The organism is Micromonospora sp. NPDC049799 (assembly GCF_040656655.1).
Classification (GTDB): Bacteria; Actinomycetota; Actinomycetes; order Mycobacteriales; family Micromonosporaceae; genus Micromonospora.
The window spans coordinates 1-2837 of record NZ_JBFAMU010000589.1 but is presented as its reverse complement, the minus strand read 5'-3'; the positions used below and the strand labels follow the sequence as shown (position 1 = coordinate 2837).

Here is a 2837-nt window from a genome sequence, read left to right as displayed (position 1 = left end):
CCAGGGCGGCGCCCTGGCGCTGGCGGCCGGCGCGTTGGTGCCGGACCTGCGGGCCGTGGTCGCCGGTGTGCCGTTCCTCTGTGACATCCCACGCGCCGTCGTCGTCACCGACGCCCACCCGTACCGGGAGATCCGCGACTACCTGGCGATCCACCGGGACGCGGAGGAACGGGTGCTGGCCACCCTGGCGTACGTCGACGGGGTGCACTTCGCCCGGCGGTGCCACCTACCGGCGCGGTACTCGGTGGCGCTGATGGACGAGATCGTGCCGCCGTCGACCGTGTTCGCCGCCGTGAACGCCCACGCCGGGCCGGCGGAGCTGTCGGTGTGGCGGTACAACGGCCACGAGGCGGGCGGGATCGACGACGACGCGGCGGCGCTGCGCTTCCTCGGGGAGCACCTGCACGGGCCCGGGCAGGCCGGTGCCCCGCGGCGGGACGGCCGCGGGGCACCGGGTGCAGCGGTCAGCGGTAGGTGATGTCGGACGAGGAGTAGAAGCAGTTGACGCCGTCGGCGCCCTCGCCGATCTCGACCGGCTCACTGCCCTTGGCGACGCCCCGGTACTTGACGCAGATCCGCGTCGAGCGGCTGGGGTCGTTGAGGATGGTGATCCGGGTGAACCGGGCGGTGTCGCCCCAGTTGGTGTTGATGCCGGCGAGCACCTTGGTCGAGGTGGCGGTGATGTTGTCCATCACCACGTGGCGCTGGTACGAGGTGGAGCAGTTGCCGCAGGCACGGTAGAGCTTGCCGGCGTTCTCCACCCGGAAGTTCCTGATGTACACGGTGCCCGGGCCGTTGTGCTGGAACACCTTGTCACCGGCGGAGCGCGCCCCGCCGCCGTCGACCGTGTAGGTGCTGCCGCCGCGGAAGGTGGCGGCGTCCTCGCCGACGTCCTCCCACCAGACGTTGACCAGGGTGCAGTTGCCCTCGCAGTGCACGCCGTCGCCGGCCGGTGCGCCGATGACGACGTTGCGCAGCGTGGCGCCGGCGGCGAGCACGAACATGGGGTCCTGGCTCTCGCTCTGCCCGCCGTCGCCGATGCCGTAGTACCGCTTCAGGCCACCGTCGAAGGTGCCGGAGACCTGGATGGTGGCGTCGACCTTCTGGCTGCCGGTCGGCGTCGGCCAGCCAGCCGGCGGGGGAGCGGTGGTGGGCGGCGGGGTGGTCGGCGGCGGCGTCGTCGGGGGCGGAGCGGTCGGGGGTGCGGTCGTCGACGGCGGGGTGGTCGGCGTCGTGCCGCCGCCGGAGTCCACCGTGACGTCGTCGAAGCTTCCCGTGGCGTACGCGGTGACCAGGCCGATCCGGCCGGCGCTGACCAGGCTGTTGTTGCCGGAGCCGACCTGGGTGCCGTTGACGAAACCGCGGATGGTGCTGCCGCTGGTCTCGATTCGCAGCGTGTACCAGGTGCCGGCGGCGGCCCCGATCGACGCCGAGCCGATGGTGGTGATCTGGCTGCCGTTGACCGCCTGCAACTCGGCCCGGCCGGAGCCGAGCAGGGCCAGCCGGTACATCTTGGTACTGCTGCTCGACCGCGCGGCCAGCCCGACGAGGCTGCTCGACGAGGCGAACGACAGCGGTTTGACCCGCGCCTGGACCTGGTAGTCGGTCCAGCTGGTCTGGCCGGCGAACTGGCGGGCCAGCTCACTGTCCCGGTTGGCCTGCTGGAACACCCCGGAGCCGTCGGTGACGACGGACCAGGTGCCGCCGGACTTGGACCAGCCGTCGGAGTTGCCGTCGTTGAAGGTGTCGGAGAAGACGGTGGCGGCGAAGGCCGACGAGCCGAGGCCGGCCGCCAGGACCGTCGCGGTGGCACCGGCGGCGACCGCCGTTGCCAGCGCCCGTCGGTGGGTGTGTCTCACGTGCACGGTTGTCCTCCTTGCGAGGTGGTGATGGTGGTGGTCGGTGCGGCCCGGGATCCCGGTGGGCCCCCGGGCCGCACGGGGGTTCAGGCGATCCGGCCGGTGCCCGCGCCGGCGAGCACGACCGAGCGCACCGCGTCCGCGGCGTCCAGCGCGTACGCGTACGGCACGGACCCGACGCTGCCGGCGGTCTGCGGCGTACCGGAGTTGACGAAGTGGTTGTTCCGCGCGACCAGGCTGCCGGGGTCCGAGGACCCCTCGCCGACGTGCGTCGGGTCGGTGACGTTCTCGAAGTAGTTCCCCTCCACCAGCACCCCGGCGCCCTCGGTGGTGGCGATGCCGTAGCTGTACGAGGGGGTCACCGTGTTGACGTAGTAGTTGTTGAACACGTGCACCGGGTTGCCGAAGCGGACCCGTGGGTTGCGCTGGAAGCAGTTGCGGAACTCGTTGTGGTGGTAGGTCACCCGCAGCCGGCCGCTGTCCTCGGAGGCGTTGCTGTCGCTGTGCCCGACCAGTGAGCACTTCACGTGGTCGTGCAGGCGGTTCCAGGAGACGGTGACGTAGTTCGACCCGTGGGTGACGTCGAGCAGCCCGTCGTAGTAGTCGGTGCCGCTGGTGGTGTCGCTGGACAGGTCGTTGTGGTCGATCCAGACGCTGGTGGCGTTGTCCAGGTGGATCGCGTCGCCGTTGCCGACCCCGGAGCGGACCTTGGAGATGTTCAGGTTGCGGACGATCACGTTGCGGACATCGCGCAGGTTGAGGCCGCAGCCGGTCAGCCCCGATCCGGCGCCGACACCGACGATCGTCTTGTGCGAGCCCACCCGCACCTCCGTGGAGCAGGCGAAGCGCCCGTTGACCCGGACCGTCCGGGGCGTGTCGCCCGCGACGGCCGCGACCAGGGCGGCGTGGTCGCCGACGGTCAGGTGGACGCGATCGTCCCGATGATCACCTGGAACGACCTGTCCCGGGCGTTCCTGC

Annotated in this window: 3 protein-coding genes; 1 reads left to right on the top strand and 2 read right to left on the bottom strand. The window is 71.4% G+C overall.

Features of this window, described 5'->3' with window-relative positions:
• Positions 1 to 478, top strand: a 478-nt coding sequence (locus tag AB0I76_RS26815; RefSeq protein ID WP_357040980.1) for an acetylxylan esterase, incomplete at its 5' end; no start/stop codon positions are given.
• Here the strand turns inward: AB0I76_RS26815 and AB0I76_RS26810 are convergent.
• Both AB0I76_RS26810 and AB0I76_RS26805 read right to left on the bottom strand, forming a co-directional pair.
• Positions 465 to 1865: a pectate lyase gene (locus AB0I76_RS26810; protein WP_357040976.1), complete on the bottom strand. Its 1401-nt coding sequence runs from the start codon at positions 1863 to 1865 to the stop codon at positions 465 to 467. The genes AB0I76_RS26815 and AB0I76_RS26810 overlap by 14 nt on opposite strands.
• A gap of 80 nt (positions 1866 to 1945) precedes the next feature.
• A partial coding sequence (locus tag AB0I76_RS26805) for a pectate lyase (protein ID WP_357040973.1) occupies positions 1946 to 2837 on the bottom strand: 892 nt, incomplete at its 5' end.